We start from the raw sequence: 23303 nt of genomic DNA, 5'->3' as shown, positions 1-23303 counted from the left end.
AAAAGAAAAAATGGTCCTCGCATAAAGAACCATGCAGGAAATAGCTTACTATATAGAGCTCATTTGCTTTTTCGACTTCCTAATCCCATATCCTCAATCAAATCTTTCCACGGTAATTTATCTACTTTTTCTACGAATTTTTCTTTTTCGCTTGCTTTGGATATGGTTGCGTATTGCTCGCCATTTTTTTTAACTTCATAGACGGTGATGAAATATTGTTGATTATTTAATTGAACCGAAAACGATACAAATAATGATTCATCAATATCAGATAAATAATGTTGAGTATAGTTTCGCCCATTATAGGTGTAGTCCTCAATTATGGTATCATTGGAAGCACTTCTAAAGTCTTTTTCATTTTGCCCTGGCTGCATAGGATAAATGTTAAAGCTGACTCCGTACCCTTCCTGATCCACATAATATAAGGACATATTATTAATGTCACTAGCGTTAATTTCTGCTATTGAATAGATTTTACCGACTTCTGCATCAAGCTTTATCTGCTCCCCGAAATCGTTTATCGCCACCGCAGCGGATTCGAATGGAATTCCATCCACTTGATTCGGTATCTTAAGCCCATTAATCCGGTTTTCTATATCCGCTATTTCATAGTAGGTGTAATCCAGTCTTTTTGTAATGAACTTCTTCTGATTGACGGATTCAATAAATGCGAGATATTGACCTAACTCCAACTTCTTTTGATATTGTTTGGCCTCATCTAAAATTTTCTTAAACTCGTCATGAGAGTTCTCGCTAACCATCGCGTCCTGTGACGGAGTTGTTTCATCGTTAAAAACATTCGGAAGATGCGTTCCTTCGGTCAAAAAGTTAAATAATGCCGTCACCATTTTTTCCATATGAGCGTAATCTAGGACGTCATTTTCATCGCTTGAAGTATGTAGTAACGATAGATCCTCATCCGAAATTGTAATCGCTTGTATGCTCTGTTCAGCGAATGGAAGATGATCGCTTGATACTGCTCCATCCGCTAACTTTGCAGGCAATTGGTTGTCGTTGAGGAATTGTTCCATCGACAGTGCGAGAGGATTGCTGCCATTCCATACAGAAATAAGCGTCTGTCCCTTATTCTTCCCGCCAATAGAATCAAGATTAATAACATAAAGGGACTCATATAAATTGGCTATTTGATCTGCAAACGCTCTGCTTCCCTGCAGACCAGTTTCTTCACCGTTAAAAGCGGCAAATATCAGATCGGCACCTATAGGATGATTTGCGAAATGAATGTTCAATAGGTTTGCCAGTTGAAGCATCATGCTTACACCTGTTGTATTATCCAAGGCCCCGTTGAAGGATGTATCAGCAGCCCATCCAACTGAGTCAAAATGAGCCGATATTATAATAGCCTCATTAGGAACATCATCTTTGCTTGAGATCTTGCCTATTACATTCGATGATTGAATGTTTTCACTTTCCATTTCCATAACGATTTTCACTTCGTCTATTTCTTCTTTGTCATGAATTAGCCGCTCATACAATTGACTGCTAATTTGTAGAATTGGCATCGCGCTTTCCGCGGAGCCTCTTGGAGGTATTTTTTTAAATCTCTCGCTCTTCAGCAGAACCGCTTTAGGTTTGTTTGCAGGAAGCTTTACAAGGTCTTGTCCATTCGCCAATACCAAAACTTTCTGGGAGAGCTCGGGGTCATCCGAAGAAAAGGCTAATTGCGCTGTTTCATCAAACTGAAAATGATGCGCTTGATCAAGAAAATCTGCACCATACTTAAATGTGTACCGCTCCTGATCCGAATAGATTACCTCGAGCGAAATCTTCTGTTTGTCAGGATTATAAAATTCATGCTCATAGGGAATAGCATAGCTGTCATTATGGAAAGGTTCTAATCCGATCGTTTTGAACTGTTTTTCAATCCAAGCTTGCGCTTTTGCATTGCCTTCCGTTCCCGTCAATCTCCCTTCGAATTCATCATCTGTTAGACAATCGATCAAAAGCTCGTAAGGATTTTGGGAAGACGTTACTTGGCAACTAATTAACAAGAACAAGAAAGTCATTGCAGCAATCCATATCGACAGCATCCTTCTTTTTGTTTTCAGAAGACTCCCCTCCAATTTACATTTCAAAGAAATCCGTCGCGGTACTTTCTAGAAATCTTGATTCTGCACTCCATGCCGCCATCAAAAAATGGGGGAAGCGCACTCTTGTCTATGATTAAAAACAACTCTTATACATGGTTAGTTGCAAAAATTTATCACATTTTTATGCAGGTAATTCAATCAGAAGCTGCTGCGGGTCCTAATTAACAACAAAAAACCAGCAGCCTCACTTAGAGCGGCGCTGCTGGTTTTGTTTAATTTTATCCTCCATCCCCTGCTCAGTCGCATGATAGAAGACTGCTCTGGCTAGCGGGTCGGGCAAATATTGCTGCTTTACATAGTGGTTCGGGTAATCATGCGGATACTTGTAGCCCTCGTGACCAAGCTGGGCCGCGCCTTTATAGTGCGTATCCCGCAAATGCAAGGGCACCTCCAGATTGCCGCTTCTTTCGATTGCCGCCATTACATTGCCTATTGCAACTGCCGTTGCGTTCGACTTTGGACTTTCGACGGCGAACAATATTGCCTGGGCAATGTTGTACTTCGCTTCCGGCCAGCCGATCTTGTGATAGGCATCCATCGCCGTAACCGCCTGTACCATTGCCTGCGGGTTCGCAAGTCCGATGTCCTCGCTGCACGCTACGATCAACCTGCGTATGAACGTCATCGGATCCATGCCAAGCCGCTCGACGGCGTACAGGAACCAGAACAGAGCGGCGTCGCTGGAGCCGCGTACGCTCTTATGGAAGGCCGAGAGCACATCGTATTGCGTCGACATATCGGCGCGAATGGACGGCTTGCGCACCGATTCCTGCGCAACCTCAAGCGTTATGCGCACCGTACCGTCCGGCTCAGAGGGCGTCGTTACCGCCGCAAGCTCCAGCGCGTTAAGCGAGCGCCGGATGTCTCCGCCCGACATCACCGCAATATGCGCGAGCGCCTCTTCCTCCACTTCGAGCTTCATAAAGCCGAGTCCGCGGTCCGAATCCTTGATCGCTCTGCGCATCGCTTCGAGCGAATGCTTCTCCTCGAGCGCCTCCAGCTGGAACAGCGTCGACCGGGATAGTAAAGCTCCATTTACATGATGGAACGGGTTTTCCGTTGTTGCGCCGATGAAGATGATAATGCCTTGCTCAACTGCCGGAAGCAGCGCATCCTGACGGGACGTGTTGAACCGGTGAACCTCGTCCAGGAAGAGAATCGTCTTTCTCCCATAAAGCGTTTTGTTTGTTTTCGCACGGTCTATGACGTCCCGCACGTCCTTCACCGAAGCGTCTACCGCATTCAGCTTGACGAAGTCGCCCTCCGTCCTGAGCGATATAATATGGGCAAGCGTTGTTTTCCCGCAGCCTGGCGGGCCGTACAGCAAGATGGACGACACCTGGTCGCCCTCGATCGCCCGTCTAAGCAGCTTCCCTGGACCTACAATATGTTCTTGTCCGATATATTCATCAAGCGTCTGCGGCCGCATCCGGTCCGCCAGCAGGCGGGCGCGCGGCGCCTCCGCCTCTTCGTAGCTAAATAAGTCCATGCTTGTTCAATCCTTTATGATGGTTTACCTTTGTATGATAGCACATAAGCACAGACGTTCGCTATACCATCCCTGTCGTTATACCTCGCCCCAATAAAGCTCTGTCGCGTATTCCACCGCTACGAAGCCGTTCTCTTCATTGGATTGATAAATATCCCGCAGCTCGCGCATCATCGGTTCATAATGCGGATGACCGGGCAGCGGGCTGTACGAGGAGGAAAGCAGCCTGCCGGCTAAGCCTTCTTCGTCTAACAGCTGCACCATCGAGAACGTATCAAGCCGAGGCCCGCCTTCCGCAAAATAAGGCTTAAGCGTCTCCAATGTGATGCTTTTATGGGCGACCTTCTCGTAATCCGTTCCGTATGTCAGCAGCAGCCGCTCGAATTGCTCAAGGAAGGGGGTGCCGCTTGTTTTTCTTGAGTTCCAGATCAGAACTACCTTGCCGCCCGGCTTCAGTATGCGGCGGAATTCTTCCCTTGCCCGTTCTTTGTCGAACCAATGATAGGACTGGGCGCACACGATGAAATCGACGGACTGCTCGGATAGTCCCGTCTCCTCCGCCGAACCGTCGGCTGGGCTGTACCGCTCTTCCTCTCCGAGCGCAGCAACCGCCGCCTTTCGCATCGCTTCATTCGGTTCAACGCCGATTACCCGGCTTCCGCGCTCTAAGAGCAGCTTAGAAAAAATACCGGTCCCCGATCCGACGTCAGCGATAACGCTGCCTTGACGAAACCCTACAGTGTCATACAAAAAATCGATCGCTTCGCGCGGGTAAGTCGGTCGGTATTTCACGTAATGTTCTACCCGGTTTGAAAACCGTTCCTTATTGTCCATCGATTATCCCTCCGCTTCCTTATCAACTCGTCTCCATGTGTTCTAAAAACTCTAAACGGTTGCCAAACGGGTCATTCGTGAAAAAACGTCTGCAGCCTTCCTCTGCCCGCAGCTCGTCATCGATAACCTGCATGCCATGGCGGATTAGCCGCTCTTTCAAAGCTGACAGCCCCCGAACGGCAAAGCCGGGATGCGCCTTCAAAGCCGGCGCAAAGGACGCCTGAACGCCGATATGCACCTGATGGTTGCCGCAACTGAACCATACGCCGCCTCGGCCCCGAAGCGTTTCCGGCTTCTCCAGCTCCGCCCAGCCCAGCAGCTCGCCATAAAATTGACGCGCTTTCTCCTCGCAGCCTTCCGGAGCCGCCAATTGGACATGGTCAATGCCTTCGAAATGGAATGCCAATGCGTTTGACATAATCTCACCTCATTTCCTATTCGAATCCTGTTTTCTACTGACAGCTCAACAGTTTCATTACGTGAAACAACGTTTCATTTTTCTTATATCTACTATTATATCCCATTTCTAAAAGATGCGCAATCCAATCGAGGGGGAAGGAGAAAACGCGGTGATATGAAAAAAAGCTGCGGATTTCAAGAAATCTCCGCAGCTTGTCTTTCCTTTATGTATTGCTTGCCGCCCGCCGCATGAAGAAATGCCTTCACCAGCGGATGCGTAATTTTTTTAAAGGCGGACCGTTCGGGCTGATAAAGCGTTCCGATGAAGAACGGATGTCCGTCCAGCTCCATAATCCGAATCTCCCCATTGCCGTCCACTCCGGCAATCCGCATCCCTGCTTGCTCCAGCAAAGATGCGTATTCGGAATTCAACCCATAATTACAAATGCCGTATTGTTCGGCAATTTCTTCTTTTCCGTAAATCGCCGATACTTTTGTGCCCTGCGTTAGTTTGAACATATTCGTTGTTTCGCTAACAGAGCAGGTAAGCGGAGCAACCAATAGAACGGAAGCTGCCGGACTTTCTTCCGCATGCTCCGCTTCATGAAGTCCCATCGCGTTTCTGGCGAATTCGATTAGCATATGCTAGAAGCCGCCGCATGTTCCTAAGAAAGGAAGCTGCCGCTCGCGAGCGAATCGGATGCCGTTCAAGGCGCCTTGCATGCTGGCATAAGGACTTGCCGGAACCGTCCACAGCGCTTGGTACTTACCTAGTTTTCGCTCAAAATCCTTTGTAAGGTTTGGGGTGGCGATCCATTCATATTCGACCTGTACCCCCAGGTCATTTGCCGCTATTTCCAGAGCTAGGGGAATTGCGACATGCGCTTTGACCTGAACGTCATAATCGCCGATTAAACCAACACGAATCATTTGCTTCTACCGCCTCTCCATTAGGAACTGTATAAATACACAAGTGTCCATTCTAATCCGAAGCATCAGTCTTGTCAATGACTGGTAATAATAATATCCAGAACATTTCTTGCTCCGTTCGTTCGGCCATGGCAATGGGCCATAAATAAGAAATGGCAGCGCTAAGGATTGCCCTCGGCACTGCCATTTCGATTTCCTTTTATTTATCCGTTGGGCGCTTCAGCCCGTTTTCCAGCTTCTCTACCGCAGCCGCGACGCGCTTCGCACGCGTCTCCTCTTTCTTCGCGCCGAGAATCCAGCTCAAATAGTCCCGTTTCATCGAGTCCGTCAGCGTTCCGTAGAAATCGGCTGCAGCTGGCGAACCCGACAATGCCGCTTTAAGATCGGGAGGCATGTCCGGCAAAGGAACATCCGCCTTGCTCGTTGGAATCGATAGGATCGGATTGCCGTCGCCTTTGCGAGCGCGCTTCGTCTTCGCGACGCCCGCCGGACGGTAACGCATGGCCGACCACGTATCGTTCATCGACACCATGGCGATGCCTTCTACGCCAAGCTCGATCATGACCGCCCATCCCGTATCGCGGTTCACATCCGTCTTGATCTTGGAGGTGCCTTTCGGATACGTGATCCAAAGCAAAGCGTCGTGGGCTGCGGCCTTAATCGCTGCCGGCGCGAACTGCTTCAGCTCAGCAAGCGAGGTGACGAACAACAGGACGAAATCGTATTCGCCCTCCGCCAGCGTCGATTCGGCTGATACGCCCGCTTCCGCCGGCAATCCCAGCTCCTCGAGCACCTCGTAATCGGAAGGCCTATTCATGACAACCGCCTTCATCTCCGGAGCGAGACGCAGCTTGCGAGTTAAATCCTCGTTCACAGCTTCACGCCCCCGGATTCAAGCAAATCCCTTACCGCGACGCTCACCATGATCAGTCCGGCGACCGGCGGCACGAAAGCGTTGCTTGCAGGAGGCTGCTGCGCTTTACGGATTTCCGGCGCGTTCTCCGGCACGATCCGCTGCGTGACATCCTCACGAGGCTTCATCGGCTCTTCGTCCGAGAAAACAACCTTGACGCCCTTCTTGATGCCGTCCTTGCGCAGCTTCGTACGGACGACGCGCGCGATCGGGTCTGTATGCGTCTTGGATATATCCGCGACGCGGAACCGTGACGGATCCATCTTGTTGGCGGCGCCCATGCTCGAGATGACCGGAATATTCCGCTCCAAGCATTGTTTGATCAGATGAACCTTGTAAATGATCGTATCGGATGCATCGATGACGTAATCAAGCTTGTATTCGAACAGCTGCTCATACGTCTCCTCCGTATAAAACATGCGGAGCGAGATCACATCACATTCCGGATTGATCAGCTTGATCCGGTCCCTCATCAAATCGGCCTTAGGCTGCCCAACCGTCGTCGTTAAGGCGTGAATCTGACGGTTGATATTCGTTATATCGACAACATCCTTGTCGATTAGAATGATGCGGCCGACGCCGGTCCGAGCCAGCGCCTCCGCGGCGATGGAGCCTACGCCGCCGATGCCGAGCACGGCAACCGTGCTCCCCTTCATCAGCTCCAGTCCTTCCGGACCGATCGCAAGCTCCGTGCGAGAAAATTGGTGCAGCATGGATGTGCCGCCTCCTTCTATCTTCTAACTCATTATTCTTTGCTTTCAGCGGATGCTTCCGCTGCGGCTGGAACCGGTTTTGGCTTAACGACAGTACGAATGTGCAGCTCCTCAAGCTGAGACGGTTTGACTTCGGAAGGCGCATCGGTAAGCAGGTCCGTCGCGCTTGCCGTTTTCGGGAACGCAATCGTCTCTCTCAGGTTCGTGCGGCCGGCTAGCAGCATGACAAGACGGTCGAAGCCGAAGGCGATACCGCCATGCGGAGGCGTTCCGTATTCGAACGCGTCAAGCAGGAAGCCGAATTGCTCCTGCGCTTCTTCCTGCGAGAAGCCCATCGCTTTGAACATTTGCATTTGAACCTCTCTCTTGTAAATCCGCATCGATCCGCCGCCGACCTCGTAACCGTTCAGCACCAAGTCATACGCTTGGGCGCGGATTTGGCCTGGATCCGTGTCGAAATAATGCAGGTCATCATCGTTCGGACGCGTGAACGGATGATGCAATGCGACATAACGCTTCGCTTCCTCGTCCCACTCAAGCAATGGGAAGTCGACGACCCATGCAAATTTGAACTTCGACTCGTCGATCAGATTCAGGTCGCGGCCGAGCTTCAGACGCAGGTTGCCAAGAACGTCCGCAACAACCTTCGGCTTATCGGCGGAGAATGTCAGCAGGTCGCCTTCCTCAACGCCTAGGCGAGCTGTCAGCGCTGCGATTTCCTCAGGCTTCAAGAACTTCACGATCGGACCGCGCCACTCGCCGTCCTTCACAGTAATCCATGCAAGGCCTTTGCCGCCGTAGCGTGCCGCGAACGGCTGAAGGTCGTCAAGCTCTTTGCGGCTCCAGCTCGCGCAGCCCTTAGCGTTCAGCGCTTTAACAACGCCGCCGCTTGCCGCAACGCTAGCGAATACTTTCACGTCGCTGCCCGACACGATGTCGGTAATGTCTTCAATCTCAAGGCCGAAACGAAGGTCCGGCTTGTCGGAGCCGTATTTGTTCATCGCGTCCGCATACGTAATACGTTGGAACGGAAGCTCGAGCTCCACGCCTACCGTTTCGCGCAGCAATCTTGCCGTCACCTGTTCCATCATGCCGAGCAGCTGGTCTTGCGTCAGGAACGACGTCTCGATATCGATCTGCGTGAACTCCGGCTGACGGTCTGCGCGGAGGTCTTCGTCCCGGAAGCAGCGCGCGATTTGGTAATAACGCTCAACCCCGCTCACCATCAGCAGCTGCTTGAAGAGCTGCGGCGATTGCGGCAGCGCGTAGAATTCGCCTTCATGAACGCGGCTTGGCACGAGATAATCGCGCGCGCCTTCAGGCGTGCTCTTTGTCAAGATCGGCGTTTCAACCTCGAGGAAGCCCTCTTCGTCGAGGAAGTCACGGAATATTTTCGCCGCTTTGGAACGGAGCAGCAGCGTCTTGTACATTTCCGGACGGCGCAAATCCAAATAGCGGTATTTCAGGCGCAGCGACTCGTCGACTTCAACGCCGTCTTCGATCGGGAACGGAGGCGTCTTCGCCGCGTTCAGCACCTCGATTTCGGTTACGCGGATTTCGATTTCGCCGGTTGCGAGGTTCGCATTGTACGTCTCGGGATCGCGCTCGACGACTTTACCTTTAACGGCCAGCACGTATTCGTTGCGCGCGCGGTCCGCGACAGCCAATGCGTCGCCGGAAAAGTCAGGGTTAAATACGATTTGCACAATACCCGTACGGTCGCGAAGGTCGATAAAAAGCACGCCTCCAAGGTCGCGGCGGCGCTGCACCCATCCGTTCAAAATAACTGTTTCTCCTACGTTCGCTTTCGTCAGCGTACCGCAGCTATGCGTTTTCAACATCGTCATTTCGTTCTCCTCATTTCATCTCGTAATCGTTACTTCAGTTCATCCGCCAGCGTTAGAATCGGCACCATCCGCTGCTCGCCCTTCGCCATATCCTTTAAGGCGATCTCGCCGCGGGCCAGCTCATCGTCGCCGAGAATTGCCGTAAAGCGGGTCCCCAGACGGTCAGCCGACTTCAGCTGCGCCTTCATTTTACGGCCCTGGTAATCGCGCTCCGCTCTGATCCCTTGCTTGCGCAGCTCATAAACAAGCTTTGTCGCTTCCCGGTCCGCGTCATCGCCTAGGGCGACGACATAAACGTCAATTTCATTCAAATTCGGCAGCTCCGTCTGCTGATGCTCCAGCAGCAGAATCGTGCGCTCGAGGCCGAGGCCAAGGCCGACGCCAGGCTGCTCGGGACCGCCGATATCGGATACGAGCCCGTTATAGCGTCCGCCGCCGCCGATCGTATCGATGGCGCCAATGCCTTCCGCCTTATATTCGAAAGCGGTATGCGTGTAATAATCCAATCCGCGAACGAGACGGTGATTAATCTCAAACGGAATGTTCATATCCGACAGGCATTGCTTAACCTTCTCGAAATGCGCTGTGCATTCCTCGTCCAGACTGTCCAGAATGGAAGGCGCGCCTTCGAAATGCTTTTGATCCGTCTTGCAGTCCAGCACACGGAGCGGATTGCGCTCCATGCGAGATTGGCAATCCTTGCATAGAATGTCGCGCTTCGGCTCAAGGAACGCCAGCAGGCGCTCTCGGAATGCCGCGCGGACAGCCGGCGTGCCGACAGAGTTAATCTCGACGCGTACGCCCTTCAGCCCAACCTCGGTATAGAACGTATAGCCAAGCGCGATGACTTCAGCGTCGAGCGCCGGATCGACAGCGCCGATCGCCTCCACGCCGAACTGATGGAACTGGCGGTAACGTCCCGCCTGCGCCCGCTCATAACGGAACATCGGGCCGATGTAATACAGCTTGCTCACATCCGGATCGCCGAACAGCTTATTCTCCACGTAAGAGCGGACGACGCCCGCCGTGCCTTCCGGACGGAGCGTCAGGCTGCGTTCTCCGCGGTCAACAAACGTGTACATCTCTTTCTCGACAATATCCGTCGTTTCACCGACGCCTCTCTGGAACAACTCCGTCGACTCGAACATCGGCGTGCGGATCTCTCTAAAATTGAAGCGTCTGCAAATATCGCGGGCTTTGCCCTCTACGTACTGCCATCTTTCCACCACGCCTGGCAAGATGTCCTGCGTTCCGGGCGATTTCTGAAACTTCATGTCTCTACCTCCTTGACACCCTATTAGTACCCGTATATGGATACAAAAAAACTCCCGTTCCAATCGGCATCGCCGAAAGGGACGAGAGTTGATCTCCCGTGGTACCACCCACATTCCGAGCAGCTTCAAACAAAAGCGCTCGCTCCAAGACGGGTAACGTCCGTCGTACGCAAATCGGCTACTAAGCTTCGGAGCTTGCCCTGCGCAACGCTCGTCGCGCGCGGCGGTTCGCCGACTGTTCTCAGGGAGGTTCTTTCCTTCCGCCGTCGTTAGAATGCTTGCAGCCTATGGCATTCTTCTCTGTGTACGCTGCGCGGAGCTACTTTGTCCCGTCATCGAATCCATATGGATATAATGATTGTAATTGTACTGATCGCAATGACGAAAGTCAAGGTCAATGGGCTATACAAACAGAAAAAAACCTGCACCGATGTGCAGGTCCAAAATAAATTATATTTTAAAAAAGGGGGTCGATCTTTATTATAGGGACACGATGTTAATAAAACGTTAGGGATACATTACAAACATATTACAAATTCGAAAGCGCTTTTAGAGGTTGTTCGTAAAGCGCTTTACGGCGCTTATCGTTCTATGCCGGATCGGCCCGCGTGCTGCGGACGTCCTTCCCATTCTTCTCCCGCTTCCATATCCGCCGCCAGCTCCGCTATCGCTCTCGCTTCTCTGCGGTCCGGGTTCAGCAGCATTCTGGTGATTCGCTCTACGCCTTGCTCTTTCCTCGATTGATGCATGTCATGCATTCCTCCAACCTAGATGCGGCGGGGACCTCTCCCGCCTTTTACACCTAGTGTTGGCTTAACCGGCCAAACTTAAGCGCCGCTCTCCAAAATTAATGTAACCGGCCCGTCATTCGTAAGCTGCACGTCCATCATCGCTCCGAAACGGCCTGTCTCAACCCGAAGCCCGAGTCCCCGCAGCGCTTCATTAAACGAGTTATAGAGCGCCTCCGCTTGCTCGGGTCTAGCCGCAGCCATGAAGTTCGGACGTCTTCCCTTCCGGCAATCTCCATACAGCGTAAATTGGGATACGGACAAAATCGCGCCGCCAACATCAAGGACGGACAAATTCATCTTCTCGGACTCATCTTCGAAAATGCGAAGTCCCGCCACTTTGTCCGCCATCCAGCGGACATCGTCGAGCGTATCCTCATGCGTAATGCCGACAAGCAGCACTAATCCCGAATCGATTGCGCCCGTCACTTCGCCGTCCACCGTCACCCTCGCTGCTTTGCTTCTTTGCGCGACTACTTTCACTTCTAAACCTCTCCTGTTCCCTTTATTGCATAATCCGCTGCACGGAATAAATATCTTGAACCCGCTTAATTTTTTCGACAACGGCCGACAGATGGTCGATGTTCCGGATAAGCACCGTCATATGAATCAGCGCCATTTTATTTTTTACCGATCGGCCTGTTACGGCGGAAATATTCGTTTTGCTCTCCGATACCGCCTGCAGCACCTCGTTCAACAGGCCTCTGCGGTCATGCCCGGTAATTTCGATATCGACGCTGTAATTCGCTTCAACGGAATCTTCCCATTCGACCTCAATGACGCGGTCCGCTTCCTCCGCGTCCGAGCCGAACGGAATGTTCAGGCAGTCCATCCGATGCACGGATACGCCGCGCCCGCGCGTAATGTAACCGACAATGGCGTCGCCCGGCACCGGATTGCAGCAGCGCGCGTAACGGACAAGAAGGTTGTCGACGCCTTTAACCGTAACACCATGATTCGGACGGTTTTTTTTCGCGCCGGACGTCGGCGTCTTTATTTCTTTCTTCTCGGCCGTCAGCTCGATCTGGCTTGCCTCTTCTGCTTCTTTGCGCAGCTTTTCGGTTAACCTCGTACAAATCTGCGCGGCTGTAATGCCGCCGAAGCCGATTGCCGACATCATATCCTCGATATCATGGAACGTAAACTTCGACGCCGCTTCCTGCAGCTTTTCCTCGGTCATCCATGCGGACGGCTCAAGTCCAAGACGCTTCAGCTCGCGCTCCAGCAAATCGCGGCCCTTCGCCACGTTCTCCTCGCGCTTCTCCTTTTTGAACCATTGCCTAATCTTGCTGCGCGCATGAGAGGATTGCGCGATCTTTATCCAATCCTGGCTAGGTCCGTAGGAATGTTTGGACGTCAGAATTTCCACGATGTCGCCTGTTTTGAGCTTATGGTCAAGCGGCACGATGCGGCCGTTCACCTTCGCGCCGATCGTACGGTTGCCGACCTCCGTATGGATGCGGTATGCAAAATCAAGCGGAACGGAGCCGGCCGGAAGCTCGATGACCTCGCCGCTAGGCGTAAACACAAACACCAGATCGGCAAAGAAATCCATCTTAAGCGATTCCATAAACTCGGAAGCGTCCCGCGTTTCGTTCTGGAGCTCCAAAATTTCGCGGAACCACGACATCTTATCCTCGAAGGTGCCGTCAGGCACAACCATGCCTTCCTTGTAAGCCCAATGAGCCGCGATACCGTATTCCGACGTGCGGTGCATCTCCCATGTGCGGATCTGAACCTCGGTCGGTTCGCCTTTAGGACCGATGACCGTCGTATGAAGCGACTGGTACATATTCGCCTTCGGCATCGCGATATAATCCTTGAAGCGGCCCGGCATCGGCTTCCATAGCGTATGAATAATGCCTAGTGTCGCGTAACAGTCTTTTATATTGTCTACGATAATACGAATGGCAAGCAGGTCATAGATTTCGTTAAACTGCTTGTTGCGCGTCGTCATTTTTTTATAAATGCTGTATAGATGCTTCGGTCTCCCGGAAATGTCGCCTTCGATGCCCATTTCCTCGAGCTTCTCGCGGATGCGCGAAATAACGTCATCAATGAACTGCTCGCGCTCGGCCCGCTTCTTCTTCATGAGGTTGGCGATCCGGTAATATTGCTGCGGGTTCAAATAACGGAGCGCAATATCCTCCATCTCCCACTTGATCGCCGAAATCCCGAGCCGATGAGCGATCGGGCAAAAGATTTCAAGCGTCTCATAAGCGATGCGGCGCTGCGATTCCTCCGACTGGTATTTGAGCGTACGCATGTTATGAAGACGGTCAGCCAGCTTAATGAGAATAACGCGAATATCCTGCGCCATGGCCACAAACATTTTTCGGTAATTCTCGTTCTGCTGTTCCTCTTTGGATTGGAATCTGATCTTCTCCAGCTTGGTCAGTCCGTCCACCAGCATGGCGCAGGTTTCGCCAAATTTCGCGCGAACCGTCTCCAAATCTACGGTCGTATCCTCAACGACATCATGAAGAAGCGCTGCGATAATCGACAGCACGTCCATCCCCATATCCACTAATATATCGGCAACCGTCACAGGATGCAGAATATAAGGCTCCCCCGATTTCCGCACTTGTCCGTGATGGGCTTGCTCTGCGAAATCATAGGCTTCCTTGATGCGAACGAGGTCCTGCTCTTTCATATAGACGGATGCCTTCTCAAGTAACTGCTCGATGCCCATGAAACGTCCCTTTCCAAGCGTAGCGTTTAACGCCATCATATTCGCTTACTTCTCTTATCCTATATACCGATTCGGCATTTTCCGAGTTTTCGTCTTTCACTGTATTTAGGTTTTATCATATTATGCCTTTAACAGCGCGGTTACGTCAACTTCCTGCGACAAAAAGAAGCCGCTCCGGCACACGTCTCGTCATCGGACGATTACGTTTGGCCGCGGCGGCTTCCTTCCAAACACGATTATTCGTATGTCATAAGGGAGAACACGTCGAGGCCTTCAAGCTTCTCGCGTCCGTTCAAATACCCAAGCTCAATCAGAAACGCCGCTCCGACTACCTCGCCGCCAAGCTGGCGAACCAAGTTGATCGAAGTTGCGATCGTGCCGCCCGTAGCCAGCAGATCGTCAGCGATCAGCACGCGTTGGCCGGGAGCGATCGCATCCTTGTGCATTGCAAGCTGGTCTTTGCCGTATTCCAGATCATAGCTTGCCGTGATCGTTTCGCCCGGCAGCTTGCCGCTTTTGCGGATCGGGGCAAAGCCTACTCCCAGCGCAAGCGCAAGCGGAGCGCCGACAACAAAGCCGCGAGCTTCCGGTCCTGCCACGATATCGATTTTCAAATGCTCGACCGCCGCGCGCATTTGTTCAACGGCGGCGCGGTAAGCAGCCCCGTCCTTAAGCAAAGTCGTTATATCTTTAAAGCGGATGCCCGGCTGCGGGAAATCCGGAATAACGCGAATGTAATCCTTGAAATTGTATAATGCCTTCGACACGTGAGGTCAACCCTTTCTTCTTCACACTTTAATGGTAACTCGTCCGTCAAGCAAGCGCATGCAACCGATCATGCTTTTCCTTTGCGGAACGGTATCGCTCCGACGAAGCCAGTTCACGCTTCTCAGGGGCCGCGGCTGTTATGTACATGCCGTTACTTAGCCCGATAAACTTCAGCTCCTCGAATACGTCAAGCATAAGCTGTACAGCATCCACAGTCAAGCCGATATGCTCGGATAGCCTTGCGGCAAGTCCGCGTTCCGGTGCCTCGCCCAAACGCCGAAGCATCTGGTACACTTGACCGAATTGCTCTCGGGTAGGGAATGCGGTGAGCGGAGCAGGCTCATAATGCAAGTCATGCAGCTGCAGCTGGGCTTTCCGCTGATTATTCCATTCGTTAATGGAAAGCTCGCCGATTACGTCTATTCGGCAGCCTTGCGGCATAACGGCGGCCATCTCGCCCATCCCGAAACCGATGCCGTCCAGAAGCTTTCGTCCGCTCCCCAAAGCGAGCTTCAAATGCTTAGCTTCTTTGCCGATGGCTCGCTTATCCGCCAGCTGAACATGTTGGAACAGCAGTCTAGGCGACGGATTCGCAACACCGAACGGCTCAAGCAGCGCTAGCTGTGAGATCGTCTCCAGCGTCGCGTCCTCGAGACCGCAGGCGATGTCGACGAGCGTTTTCGGAATCCAATCCTCTTCCTTCAGCCAATTCATCGCCAGCTCAGACATCCGCCGCTCGAGCATAGGCAAATTGTCGCGGTGAAGGCTCATGCCGGCCGCGGCCTGATGGCCGCCGTAATGATCAAGCAGCTCTTCGCATTCCGTCAAAGCGGCATGCAGATCGAAGCCGTCGATAGAACGGGCTGAGCCTTTGCACATGCCCGTTTCCTTATCGATGCCAAAAATTATAACCGGCTTATAATGACGCTCCAGCAGCTTCGAAGCGACGATGCCGATCACGCCGACATTCCAATCCTCGCCGCCAAGCACAATAACAGCCGGTGGATCCTCCCCCGCTTCTTCCGCTGCCAGGCGCTTCGAAAGCCATTGTTCTTCCGCTTCCTTCACAATCGTATCTACGATACGCTGTCTTTCTTTATTTAATGTATCCAGATGGATCGCCGCCAGCATCGCGTCGTCATAATCATCGGTCGTAAGCAGCTCTACGGCGCGTCTCGCGTGGTCCAGCCTGCCCGCCGCGTTAATGCGCGGGGCCATGCCGAAGGCAACTCCCGTCGAGACGATCGAAGGAAGCTCAATCCCCGCCGCTTCCGCGAGCGCCCGGAATCCGCAGCCGGCATCCTTCCGGAGCTTCTCCAGACCGCAGCGCACCAAAATGCGATTCTCGTCCGTCAGCGGCATCAAATCCGCGATTGTCCCGAGGCATACGATATCGGTCAGCTCGAGCGGCGGCTGCTCCAGCAAAGCGGTAGCCAGCTTGAAAGCGACACCGACGCCGGCCAGCCCTTTAAATGGATAAGCGCAATGCTCCTGCTTCGGATTGACGACCGCGCAAGCGTCAGGCAGCTTCTCCGGGGGCTCGTGATGATCGGTTACGACAATATCGATCCCAAGCGTCTTGGCATATTCCACTTGCTCGTACGCGCTGATGCCGGTATCCACCGTCACGATCAACTGCACGCCTTCACTCGCGGCCAGGTCAATAGCGTTATTGTTCAAACCGTAGCCTTCCAGGGCGCGGTGCGGAATATAATAGTCGAACTGCAAGCCTAGCTTGCGAAACACATGGACGAGCAGCGACGTGCTGGATACGCCGTCGGCATCGTAATCGCCGTAAATACGAATCTTTTCCCCGCGCTCCGCCGCTTTCCTTATCCGATGAACGGCAGCCTCCATCCCGCTTAGCAAATAAGGGTCATGAAGGTCGGCGGCATCCGCTTGCAAGAAACGTCTAGCGCTTTCCTCATCGCGGTATCCGCGTTGTACCAGCAAACGCGCAACAAGAGGAGGAAGGCTGAGCCTCTCGCATAGCTGCTTGGCTGCGCCTTCCTCCGACTCTTTCCATTCCGCTAGAGCCCAGCGTGTCTTCCTATGAATCATCAGGTAATCTCTCCCTTTCTGCTGACGAGCTTTCTATTGCAGCAGTGTCGGCATGTGCTCCTGATTTGGATCATGATTGGATTTATACGGATATCCGGGATCATAAGGCTCCACGTAAACCGAAACATCCGATAAATGGAGAAAACGATGCATCAGCAGCGTCTTCACCTTTTTTGCAATCTCTTGCCCTTCGAGCACCGTAATTCTCGGGTTGACGCTGATGACGATATCCGCGACAACGTAATGCCCTTGTTCTCTGGCGCGCAGCGATTCTACGGTCACAACGCCTTCAACGCGCTGCACCACTTGCATGAGCTCATCCGCGGCTTCTTCCTTGCCGGAGACACTGTTATTTCTTCGCGAACCCCGAAACAGAAAGGCTAGCAAGCTTTCCCAAAAGCGCGTTCTGCCGGGCTCCCGCTTCCCATCTCGCGATCTGGTTGACATATTCTATCCTCCGTTTTATGGAGCGGTTTTCGCAGCTGCTGCTTTCGGCTTTTTCTTCTCCTTACGCTTAAGGAGGTACCACAGCGGGCTTGCGAGGAATATCGTGGAGTATGCCCCGCTGACCAGACCGATAAGCATAGCAAGCGAAAACAGCTTGATCGACGGACTTCCCCAAAAGTAAATACATACGGTAATGATAAATACCGTCAGCACCGTATATAAGTTCCGTGCCATCGTCTGCCAAATACTTGCGTTGACCAGCTCTGCAAGCTGTTCTTCATTCTTCACCTGAGCAAATCTCAAGTTTTCGCGGATCCGGTCGAAGATAACGATCTTATCGTTAATCGAATAACCAAGCGTTGTCAGCACGGCAGCGATAAACGGAAGATCGACTTCCAGCTGGAAGATGGAGAACAACGCGATAACGACAAAGCTGTCATATAAGATAGAAATATTCGCGGCAAGCGCGAAGCGCCACTCGAACCGGATCATGACATACAGCATAATCCCGAGGCTGGCGATCAGAATCGCCCATATGGCTTTGATACCGAGCTCTCGCGCGATATCGGGCGATACGACGCTCGTTTCAGCCGATACGTCTTCTCCGAACTTCGTTTTCAACGTCTGATTCACTTTCGCCGATTGCTCTTGCGTTAATACATCGTCAAACCGTACGGAAGCCCGGTCGTTATTTTGCCCGCCGACCGTCGGCGTCACATCCGGGAAGCCCGCTTCCGCCAAAGCATCCTTCATTTCTTGCTGCGTCACCGACTTACCGACCGATATGTCCATAGTGGTGCCCGCTTTGAAGTCGACGCCGAGATTCAATTGAACCAGAATGAGCGACACAATACCTGCAAGCGTAAGCGCAAGGGAGAATATAAAATATTTATTCCGGTTGCCTACGACATCATAACGAATTTTTGTATTATAGTTCACGGATTTCACTCTCCTTCACGCCGTAGTAGCCCGGTTTAATAAACTTGTTGCTCCGGACCAGCAGATTCAGCAGGAAACGCGCAAAGTAGATGTTCGTGACAATACTGACGAGAATACTGAAAATCATCGTCAGCGCAAATCCTTTAATGGCTCCGTCCCCGATGAAATAGAGCACGGCTGCGGCGATAATACCCGTAATGTTCGCGTCCATGACCGTACGGAACGAGTTTTTGGAGCCGGATTTTAGAGACGAAAGCACGCTCTTGCCGCTTCGAATCTCTTCCTTAATCCGTTCGGCCGTAATAATGTTGGCGTCAACCGCCATCCCGACCCCAAGCACGAACGCCGCAATACCCGGCAGCGTAAGCGTGGTATTCAGCAGGTTCTGCACAAGGATGAGCATCCAAGCGTACGTAATGATCGTAATCGCAGCGACAAAACCCGGAATCCGGAAAATCACAATCATAAATACAAGGACGACCAAGGAGCCGATAACGCCCGCCGTCACCGTGTCCTTCAAGGACTCCATGCCCAGTTTGGCTCCGACGCTGTTCGTATAAAGAGCTTCAAGCTTCAGCGGCAGCGAGCCCATGTTGATTTTGTCGCGCAAATCCTTTGCTTCTTTTAGAACATCAGGGCCACTCCCCAATGTAATCGTCGCGCTGTCACTGTTGATCGGTTCGTTTACCATTGGGCTCGAGATCAGCTCTTCATCCAAGTAGATGGACATCGGCTGTCCAACTAGTTTCGTTGTCACATCGCCGAATTTTTTGGCGTCCTTCAGTTTAATGGTGACAATCGGGTTATTCAAATTGTCATATGCAATCCCCGCACCGTTTTCAACAAAATCAGTACCCGTCAGCATCACTTCGCCGTCAGGCGCGCGAAATGTCAGGTTGATCGGCTCCGAGAGCATTTTCAGCACCTCGTCGTCTTCGCTCTCCACACCCGGCAGCTTGACCCTGATTCTATCACTGCCCTCCGGCGTAATATCCGGCTCTACCAAACCTTCCTTGTCAATACGCTGTTGAAGACCTTTAGCTGTTTCCTTCAAAGTTTCCGGCGTTACTTCCGCGCCGCCTTCGAACGGCGTCGCTTTGTACAGCACCTCGTAGCCGCCCTTCAAATCAAGACCAAGCTTGACATCCTGAAGCAGCCAAGGGCTTGTCCCGGCGATAACGGCGACCGTCACGACCAAGACCGCAAGGAAGGCTGCAATTCTCTTCCCGAACATACGCTCAAATCCCCCTTATGATCTCAATATTCCCATTATACAGATGCCGCAAAAACGAGTCAAAAAAGAGAGAACCCGCTTCTTTAGAAAGGGTTCCCCTTAAACGCGTTCAGCGTCATATGGTTCATAAATTGCGTCACCTTCAGCGATAAAATATCGTTAACCAGCTGGTGCAGCTCCGGTTGACCCGTTTTCGCGTATTTCGCGCTGACGCAATCCCAAATTTCCTTTCCGTCCACGTGCTCGTACCCGAGCATCCGGAACTCCTCCGCTTTGCTGTGACACAGCTCCTCGATCATCCCCGCAAGCTCTTCGTCTGCCATGCCAAACCTCCTTAGATGCTTCGCCGACGATTGCTCTGCAATGCAGCGAAGCCTGCCTCGCATACATAAATCTTGTTCCACATCCTATGTATTCTCTATTCCTTCAGTATTCTCCTGCCGAATCCGCGATATTAACAAAATTGGCAGACATGGAAGCGGACATGCCGAGCATAAAGTGATAATACCTGCATGTCCTTATCCGCACGTTCGATGCAGGCAGGTACTCTCAAGGAGATGAGGTTCAGGGTTATGACGAAGCAAACGTTTATTAAGGGAGCTATGATCCTGCTTGCCGCCGGTATTGTAAACCGCTTGCTTGGTTTTATTCCGCGAATTGCGCTGCCGCGTATCATCGGGGCGGAGGGCGTCGGCATCTATCAGCTTGCCTATCCATTTTTGATCGTGCTGCTAACTATTATTACCGGCGGCATCCCGCTCGCAATCGCCAAATGGATCGCAGAAGCGGAATCGCAAGGCGACACCAAAAGAGTCAAACATATTTTCAGGACGGCCATGCTGCTAACGGTTTCCATTGCGGCCGTTATAACCGTTGCCATGCTGGTGTTCGCCCCGGTTATCATTCGTTACTTGCTGCCGGATGAGAGAGTCTACCGCTCTTTCCTCATGATGAGCCCGATGCTGCTCATTGTCGGTATTTCATCCGTATACAGAGGCTACTTCCAAGGTAAGCAAAATATGATACCAAGCGCTGTGTCGCAGCTCGTCGAAACGATTGTTCGCATTATAGCCTCCCTTTTCCTAGCTTACTTGCTTCTTCCATACGGACTGGAGTGGGCGGCGGCGGGCGCCATGCTTGGAGTCGTTGCCGGGGAAACCGGGGGATTGCTCGTTCTGCTATGGAAATACGCCCGGGAAAAGAAGACAAAATCTTCGCCTTCGGAAATGTCCGAGCCATCTGAAGCTGCATCCAGCACGCAGCCATCCGTTTTGCGCCGATTGCTTGGATTATCGATCCCGGTAACCGGCAGCAAACTTGTCGGCTCGCTGTCCTATTTGCTGGAGTCGATCTTTACAGCCCGCAGCCTGGCGGCTGCCGGCATTGTGACGGGTATCGCCACCGCCCAATACGGCGCGCTGCAAGGCATGATTATTCCGTTGCTGCTGCTCCCGACCGCCTTAACCTATTCCTTGGCGGTTTCTCTTGTTCCTTCGCTCTCCGAAGCGGCGGCTAGGAATGATAAACCGCTTATTCACAAACGTCTTCATCAATCGATGCGCATTGCGCTGGTATCCGGCGCACCGTTTACCGTCGTGATGGGGTTATTCGCAGAGCCGCTGTGCAGGCTGATCTATGATCATCCGGAGTATGCCCCCATGCTGCAGATTATGGCTCCGGTAGGGATTTTCATATACTTGCAGGCTCCGCTCCAGGCCGCGCTGCAAGCGCTCAACAAACCGGGAACCGCTCTGTTGAACACCTTTATCGCTGCCGCGGTCAAGCTCGTCCTGATCGTGTATCTCGCTTCCAATCCGGAGCTTGGCATCTACGGGGCGGTAATCGCCATCAGCATTAATATTGTGCTGGTCACTGTTCTTCACGCGATTGGCGTGCTTCGATTCATCGGATTCCGAATGAAGCTGCTCGATTTTATGAAGGTTTTCGCCGCCATGATTATTATGGGAGCGGCCGCGCAATGGGTAATGAAGCACTCGCCAGCAGGCGCGGAATGGATGAGCCTTCTCCTTGCTTGTGCGGCAAGCGTCCTTATTTACCTGCTGCTTATGATTTGGATGCGGATTATCGACCGGCATGATGTCGCTCGCATACCGTGGGTAGGCAATTGGTTCAGGTAGTTTTCTTTTGATTGACATCGACAAACAGCTTTCCTTTATGGTCGATGGTGCATAGGAAAACATCTTTAAAATCCGTCACTTTATGCTCCTGAAGCGCATTTTTAAGCCAAAACCGGGTCTTATCAATTTTAGCGAGATTTTCGTCCTGCACTTTGCCGTCCATAATAAGCGGAATCGGCAATATCTCATAGCGGAAGCCGGCAGGGATCAGCTTTTCCTTGCTTTTTTCGGAAAGCGGATGGTTTGACCTTTCAATTTCTACATTTGGCGAATCCTTGCTGTTCGAACTGCTTGAGCCGCTCTGAACGCCCTCCTTCGGTATAACGGACAGCTTGCCGCTCGTCTCCAGAATCGCAAACTCGACATCCGCTACGGAGGTCAGCTTATTCTCCCGAAGCTGGAGCATCAGATCATCCAGGTTATATCGCTGCTTGCGCATTTCCTCCTTGTCGACCTTCCCCTTTGCGATAATAACGCTTGGTTTACCGTCGAACAATAAGCGCAGCTTTCGGTTATGAAGGGACAATACAGCCGTGCCCACTTGAATAGCCATAAGGACTGCCATTGGCAGGATTCCATCCATCAATGGCCGTTTTACGTCTTCGATAACAATGACAGCTATTTCGGCAACCATAACGGAAATGACGAGGTCAAGCACCGACAGCTTGCCGATTTCACGTTTTCCCATTAATCGCATAATGAGAAACACGACAAAATAAATGACCACCGTCCGCAACAACAGGCTCCATAATTCCAAGTGCTATGCGCCTCCTCGATCGTAGAAGTCTGTCCGCCTAAGCTCGTACAGCTATTCTCACCCCCGTCCAAACACATCATACGAAAATCGTTGCGCGAATTAATGGCAAAAGCGCACATTCCGGACAGAAGACATGTACTAAAGCGAAAGGCTTGACCATATGGATAAGTAATACTTCATCTCGAAGGAGGAATAGGATGAGTTCCGTCAAACAAGCTCCCAAATCGCCGATCATCGGATCTCCATTGCTCGCCGGAGTTATTTTTTCGATCCTATGGCTGGCCGCAGGCGCGCTGCTGCTTTCACTTCTGCTCCAATTCTCCAGTATGAAAGAGAGCGAGCTTGGCACATACTCCCTCATCGTGCACGGCGTATCCGCTCTCGCAGGCGGATTTACAGCCGGCAAACGTTCTGAACGCAAGGGCTGGTACAACGGCGGCATGCTTGGCCTCATTTATGGCATTATGGTGATGATCATCAGCTTCTTGGCCGCTAACGCCGCTCCAACCTGGAATAGCGCGCTCCTGCTCGGCGCAGCGCTTCTTGCCGGAGCGTTCGGCGGCATGATCGGCGTGAACCTGCGCAGATAGGAACAAAAAAAACGACCGGCAGAGAGATCTGCCGGTCGTTTCATTCCTATCGTGGAATTACTGCTCGGATGCCGATGGCGCGGAGCTTATAATCGTATTGACTGCACTGCGTTCGAACGTCATTTTTGTCGTATCATTGACGCGAATAACGACCGTGTCGTCATTCAACTCCATAACAGTGCCGTGCAGTCCTCCGATTGTCGTAATTTTATCGCCTTTTTTAATTTGATTTAACATAGCTGTACGCTGTTTCTGCTTCTTCTGCTGAGGGCGAATAAGCAAAAAATAAAATACGGCGAACATAAGCAGGAAAGGCCAGATGAGCTGCCAAATGTTCGTTGCGCCTTGACCACCGTCTGCTGCTAAATATTGAAACATT

23 protein-coding genes are annotated in these 23303 nt (G+C 52.0%); 2 read left to right on the top strand and 21 right to left on the bottom strand.

The annotated features are described in order from the left end of the window. Positions 1 to 59: 59 nt before the first annotated feature. The 19 genes from D3P08_RS20105 to D3P08_RS20025 form a co-directional block, all read right to left on the bottom strand. Complete coding sequence (locus D3P08_RS20105) at positions 60 to 2051, bottom strand: M28 family metallopeptidase (protein WP_119601860.1); 1992 nt, start codon at positions 2049 to 2051, stop codon at positions 60 to 62. A gap of 244 nt (positions 2052 to 2295) precedes the next feature. Beyond that, entirely contained in the window at positions 2296 to 3600 is a 1305-nt protein-coding gene (locus D3P08_RS20100; RefSeq protein ID WP_119601858.1) for a replication-associated recombination protein A, read from the bottom strand. A gap of 78 nt (positions 3601 to 3678) precedes the next feature. Next, positions 3679 to 4434, bottom strand: coding sequence for a class I SAM-dependent methyltransferase (locus tag D3P08_RS20095; protein ID WP_119601856.1), 756 nt, complete (start codon positions 4432 to 4434; stop codon positions 3679 to 3681). 22 nt (positions 4435 to 4456) lie between these two features. Continuing rightward, on the bottom strand, positions 4457 to 4840 hold the full coding sequence (locus D3P08_RS20090) for a VOC family protein (RefSeq protein WP_119601940.1): 384 nt from the start codon (positions 4838 to 4840) through the stop codon (positions 4457 to 4459). Between the two features lie 188 nt (positions 4841 to 5028). Then, positions 5029 to 5475 (bottom strand): CTP synthase, encoded by a 447-nt coding sequence (locus tag D3P08_RS27750; protein ID WP_240647667.1) that lies wholly within the window; start codon positions 5473 to 5475, stop codon positions 5029 to 5031. Between the two features lie 3 nt (positions 5476 to 5478). Continuing rightward, positions 5479 to 5763 carry a CTP synthase gene (locus D3P08_RS27745; RefSeq protein ID WP_240647666.1) on the bottom strand — a complete coding sequence of 95 codons (285 nt, stop codon included), beginning with the start codon at positions 5761 to 5763 and terminating at the stop codon, positions 5479 to 5481. Between the two features lie 199 nt (positions 5764 to 5962). Beyond that, positions 5963 to 6637 (bottom strand): YdeI/OmpD-associated family protein, encoded by a 675-nt coding sequence (locus D3P08_RS20080; RefSeq protein WP_119601854.1) that lies wholly within the window; start codon positions 6635 to 6637, stop codon positions 5963 to 5965. Then, a complete protein-coding gene (locus D3P08_RS20075) occupies positions 6634 to 7389 on the bottom strand; it encodes a tRNA threonylcarbamoyladenosine dehydratase (protein WP_119601852.1) in 756 nt (251 codons plus the stop codon). The genes D3P08_RS20080 and D3P08_RS20075 overlap by 4 nt, the downstream gene beginning before the upstream one ends. A 32-nt stretch (positions 7390 to 7421) precedes the next feature. Next, positions 7422 to 9230, bottom strand: coding sequence for an aspartate--tRNA ligase (aspS, locus tag D3P08_RS20070; RefSeq protein ID WP_206098987.1), 1809 nt, complete (start codon positions 9228 to 9230; stop codon positions 7422 to 7424). A gap of 35 nt (positions 9231 to 9265) precedes the next feature. Continuing rightward, positions 9266 to 10510: a histidine--tRNA ligase gene (hisS, locus tag D3P08_RS20065; RefSeq protein WP_119601848.1), complete on the bottom strand. Its 1245-nt coding sequence runs from the start codon at positions 10508 to 10510 to the stop codon at positions 9266 to 9268. 581 nt (positions 10511 to 11091) lie between these two features. Further along, the gene (locus D3P08_RS27385) at positions 11092 to 11259 is read right to left on the bottom strand and encodes a hypothetical protein (RefSeq protein ID WP_162848541.1); all 168 of its coding nucleotides are present in this window, start codon (positions 11257 to 11259) and stop codon (positions 11092 to 11094) included. A 78-nt stretch (positions 11260 to 11337) separates the two neighbouring features. Then, positions 11338 to 11781 (bottom strand): D-aminoacyl-tRNA deacylase, encoded by a 444-nt coding sequence (gene dtd / locus D3P08_RS20060; RefSeq protein WP_119601846.1) that lies wholly within the window; start codon positions 11779 to 11781, stop codon positions 11338 to 11340. A 22-nt stretch (positions 11782 to 11803) separates the two neighbouring features. After that, positions 11804 to 13990, bottom strand: a complete 2187-nt coding sequence (locus tag D3P08_RS20055) for a RelA/SpoT family protein (protein WP_119601939.1) — start codon at positions 13988 to 13990, stop codon at positions 11804 to 11806. 236 nt (positions 13991 to 14226) lie between these two features. Next, positions 14227 to 14757: an adenine phosphoribosyltransferase gene (locus D3P08_RS20050; protein ID WP_119601844.1), complete on the bottom strand. Its 531-nt coding sequence runs from the start codon at positions 14755 to 14757 to the stop codon at positions 14227 to 14229. 46 nt (positions 14758 to 14803) lie between these two features. Further along, positions 14804 to 16819, bottom strand: a complete 2016-nt coding sequence (gene recJ / locus D3P08_RS20045; RefSeq protein ID WP_119601842.1) for a single-stranded-DNA-specific exonuclease RecJ — start codon at positions 16817 to 16819, stop codon at positions 14804 to 14806. 33 nt (positions 16820 to 16852) lie between these two features. Then, positions 16853 to 17266: a cation transporter dimerization domain-containing protein gene (locus D3P08_RS20040; RefSeq protein WP_119601840.1), complete on the bottom strand. Its 414-nt coding sequence runs from the start codon at positions 17264 to 17266 to the stop codon at positions 16853 to 16855. Between the two features lie 15 nt (positions 17267 to 17281). Next, entirely contained in the window at positions 17282 to 18205 is a 924-nt protein-coding gene (gene secF, locus D3P08_RS20035) for a protein translocase subunit SecF (RefSeq protein ID WP_119601838.1), read from the bottom strand. Then, positions 18195 to 19439 (bottom strand): protein translocase subunit SecD, encoded by a 1245-nt coding sequence (gene secD / locus D3P08_RS20030; protein ID WP_119601836.1) that lies wholly within the window; start codon positions 19437 to 19439, stop codon positions 18195 to 18197. Before secD ends, secF begins: the two co-directional genes overlap by 11 nt. A gap of 83 nt (positions 19440 to 19522) precedes the next feature. Next, positions 19523 to 19762 (bottom strand): post-transcriptional regulator, encoded by a 240-nt coding sequence (locus D3P08_RS20025; protein WP_119601835.1) that lies wholly within the window; start codon positions 19760 to 19762, stop codon positions 19523 to 19525. A 249-nt stretch (positions 19763 to 20011) separates the two neighbouring features. Here D3P08_RS20025 and spoVB point away from each other — a divergent pair, with 249 nt between their 5' ends. Further along, entirely contained in the window at positions 20012 to 21577 is a 1566-nt protein-coding gene (gene spoVB / locus D3P08_RS20020; protein WP_119601834.1) for a stage V sporulation protein B, read from the top strand. Here the strand turns inward: spoVB and D3P08_RS20015 are convergent. Further along, on the bottom strand, positions 21570 to 22334 hold the full coding sequence (locus D3P08_RS20015; protein WP_240647665.1) for a YetF domain-containing protein: 765 nt from the start codon (positions 22332 to 22334) through the stop codon (positions 21570 to 21572). The genes spoVB and D3P08_RS20015 overlap by 8 nt on opposite strands. A gap of 197 nt (positions 22335 to 22531) precedes the next feature. Here D3P08_RS20015 and D3P08_RS20010 point away from each other — a divergent pair, with 197 nt between their 5' ends. After that, the gene (locus D3P08_RS20010; protein WP_119601833.1) at positions 22532 to 22924 is read left to right on the top strand and encodes a TIGR04086 family membrane protein; all 393 of its coding nucleotides are present in this window, start codon (positions 22532 to 22534) and stop codon (positions 22922 to 22924) included. Positions 22925 to 22981: 57 nt separating this feature from the next. On the opposite strand, the gene yajC is transcribed toward D3P08_RS20010, so the two are convergent. After that, the gene (yajC, locus tag D3P08_RS20005) at positions 22982 to 23302 is read right to left on the bottom strand and encodes a preprotein translocase subunit YajC (RefSeq protein WP_119601832.1); all 321 of its coding nucleotides are present in this window, start codon (positions 23300 to 23302) and stop codon (positions 22982 to 22984) included. Between the last annotated feature and the right edge of the window lies 1 nt (position 23303).

The organism is Paenibacillus nanensis (genome assembly GCF_003583765.1).
Taxonomy (GTDB): Bacteria; Bacillota; Bacilli; order Paenibacillales; family Paenibacillaceae; genus Pristimantibacillus; species Pristimantibacillus nanensis.
This window is presented reverse-complemented; position numbering and strand designations above follow the sequence as displayed.